3 protein-coding genes are annotated in these 2,833 nt (G+C 70.7%); all 3 read left to right on the top strand.

The window, feature by feature from the left end:
- Positions 1-48 precede the first annotated feature (48 nt).
- Entirely contained in the window at positions 49-564 is a 516-nt protein-coding gene (locus VF794_RS12910) for a hypothetical protein (RefSeq protein WP_331110174.1), read from the top strand.
- 38 nt (positions 565-602) lie between these two features.
- Positions 603-1,235, top strand: a complete 633-nt coding sequence (locus VF794_RS12905) for an alpha/beta hydrolase (protein ID WP_331110172.1) — start codon at positions 603-605, stop codon at positions 1,233-1,235.
- Between the two features lie 140 nt (positions 1,236-1,375).
- Positions 1,376-2,833: S8 family peptidase (locus tag VF794_RS12900; RefSeq protein ID WP_331110170.1), on the top strand; the 1,458-nt coding region annotated here is incomplete at its 3' end.

Here is a 2,833-nt window from a genome sequence, read left to right as displayed (position 1 = left end):
CCTGGGTCCGCGAGGAGCACGCGGCGGAAAGGGCTGGAGTGACCTGACATGAGATACCTGGGAATCATCGCGGTGCTCACCGTGCTCGTCGGCTGTGGCGGCGAGGAGATCCGTCGTTACCACGTGGTCATGGACCCCGCGCCCCTGTCGGCGCTCGCCAACTCCTGCTACCGCGGTGGCACGCCCCCGTCCGAGCGCGTGGAGGAGCGCAACCTCTTCCGGGACTTCGAGTGGACCGTCTGGGAGGCCGGCCGTGGCGATCGCGCCTTCCTGGAGCTGGACGCGCCCGAGGGGGGCTGGCGGCTCGGCCATGCCCCGCCCGTGATGCTCTCGGGGGCCATCGTCGGCGATGGGGAGTCCTTCTCGGCCGAGCGGGTGGTGGTGGCGACCGACGGCCAGGTGCTGGAGTCCACGGCGCTGCGCGTCGTCTTCGAGGAGCGGGGCACCATCTCCAAGGGACTGGTGGAGCTCGCGTCGCGCTGTGCCTCGTGCGCGGGGGGCAGCGCCCTGGGCTGCGACGCCCGGCTGTCGTTCACTGCCCGGGAGGAAGTTCTCCAGGAGTGAAGCGCGCGGACACGCTCCGCGTTAAGGTGCCAGCCTCTATGGTTCTCAAGGGTCAGTTCCTCGAGCGCCCCACGCTCATTCCCGTGGGCCCGGATGTCATGGAGGGCGTGGCTCACCGGGGCGACGAGCGTCCCCCGCTGCTCGTCCTCCCGCCCCGGCCCGAGGATGGCGGGGGCATGGACCACGTCATCGGCGCCGAGCTGGCCTTCGCCGCCGCGTCCGCGGGCCATCCCACGCTGCGCTTCAACTACCGGGGCGTGGGGGGAAGCCAGGGCGAGCGGGGCTCGGGCGAGGCGCTGGTCCAGGAGGCCGAGGCCGCCCTCGGCGTGGTGCTGGAGAATGCCCATGCCCCGGCGGCGGCGGTGGCCTCGCTCCACGGCAGTGCCCGGGTCGCCCTGGAGCTCCGGGCGCGCCACCCCGAGGTGGCCGCCGTGTGTCTGGTGAGCCCCCGGGCGGTGACGGCCCAGGAGCTGGCCGGGCTCGGGCGGGCGCTGCTGGTGGTGGTGGGCGAGCTGGACTCCACCCTGTCCCGGGCCGAGCTGGCCGAGGCGGTGGGCGAGGCGGGCGGCACCCTGGAGGTGGTGGAGGGGGCCGGGGCCAATTTCCACCACGCGCTCCCCCTGGTGGGAAAAGCCGTTCGCGCGTGGCTCAAGCTGCTGTCGGGCAAATGATCGATGCCGTGTAACCCGTTGAATTGACAAAGGTTCTTCATCCCTGGGGGAACTTGCTCCCCAGCAGGGGTGTCGAGCAGACTCGAATCAGACCCAATCGTTCCGCCGTTCGTTCGTATGGGTCGTCATAAGGAGCACCCATGCCCATGAAGCGATCAACCCTGGCTCTGGCGGTGCTGGCCCTGGCCGTGACGGCGGTGGCCTGTGCGTCTCGCTCGGATTCGTCCGAACAACAGGCGTCGGTGGCGGAAGCCGGCGGCATCGTCGTGGACTTCAAGGACGGCACCTCCAAGGCCGAGTTCGATGCCTGGGAGTCCGATTGGGGGGTGAACCTCGAGTTCAACTCCGTGGAGGGTGAGCGCTCGGGCGTGACGATCGCCCAGGGCGTGGGGGATGTGTCCGCGGCGCTCGAGCGCATCCGCCAGAACCCGGCCGTCGAGTCCGCCGAGCCCCTGATGGTGTACTCGGTGCCGCCCGGCGAGGAGGCCGTGTTCGGGCTGGGGGCTCCGCTCGATGAGGTCAACAAGGACGGCTACACGCCGAACGACCCGGACTACCCCAAGCAGTGGAACCTCCGGATGATCAACATGCCGAGCGCCTGGCAGGAGACCCATGGCAAGGGCGTGGTGGTGGCGGTGCTGGACACGGGCATCGCCTACGAGGACCACGACGACTTCAAGCAGGTGCCGGACCTCAAGGGCGCGAAGTTCAAGAAGGGCTACGACTTCGTCAACGACGACGTGCACGCCAATGACGACCACGGGCACGGCACGCACGTGGCGGGCACCATCGCGCAGGCGACCAACAACGGCCAGGGCGTGGCGGGCGTGGCCTTCGAGGCGACGCTGATGCCGGTGAAGGTGCTCAACCACTTCGGCTCGGGCACGTCGGCGGACATCGCCGACGCCATCCGCTTCGCGGCGGACAACGGCGCCAAGGTCATCAACATGTCCCTGGGTGGCGGGGGCCACTCGAAGGTGATGGCGGACGCCGTGGAGTACGCGCGCAACAAGGGCGTCACCGTGGTGGCGGCGGCGGGCAACGCCGGGCGTGCGCGGGTGGAGTTCCCCGCGGCCTACCCGGGCGCGGTGGCGGTGGCGGCGGTGGGTCCGGGCGGCACGCGCGCTCCGTACTCGTCCTATGGCAAGGAGCTGGACATCGCGGCCCCGGGTGGCGACAAGCGCCAGGGCGACGTGGGCGGCATCCTCCAGAACACCATTGATCCGCGCGACCCCGCGCGCTCCGTCTACGCCGCCTACCAGGGCACGAGCATGGCCACCCCGCATGTGGCGGCGGTGGCGGCACTGCTGTACGCCGAGGGCGCCAGCGGGCCGGACGAGGTGGAGAAGGCCCTCTTCGCGGGCGCGAAGCGGGTGGGCGGTCAGGCCTGGACCGAGGAGTACGGGCACGGGCTGCTGGACGCCAAGGCCTCGCTCGCGGCACTCGGCGGTGGCTCCTCGCGCTGGCCGTCGATGTGGTGGGCCCTAGCCCTGCTGGCGGTGGTGTTGCTGACGATGCGCGGCCGTGAGCGTCCGGGCTACTTCAACCTCCTCTTCCGGCCGAGCTTCTTCATCCCCCTGATGCTGGCCACGGTGGGC

Source organism: Archangium sp. (assembly GCF_036389735.1).
Classification (GTDB): domain Bacteria; phylum Myxococcota; class Myxococcia; order Myxococcales; family Myxococcaceae; genus Archangium.
Note: the sequence above shows the minus strand (reverse complement) of the source record. Positions and strands in the feature narration are given on the sequence as shown.

What these genes read in the sequence shown, in the direction of transcription:
- VF794_RS12905 (WP_331110172.1), top strand. Translation starts at nt 603, where the DNA reads ATGGTTCTCAAGGGTCAGTTCCTCGAGCGCCCCACGCTCATTCCCGTG.
- VF794_RS12910 (WP_331110174.1), top strand. Translation starts at nt 49, where the DNA reads ATGAGATACCTGGGAATCATCGCGGTGCTCACCGTGCTCGTCGGCTGT.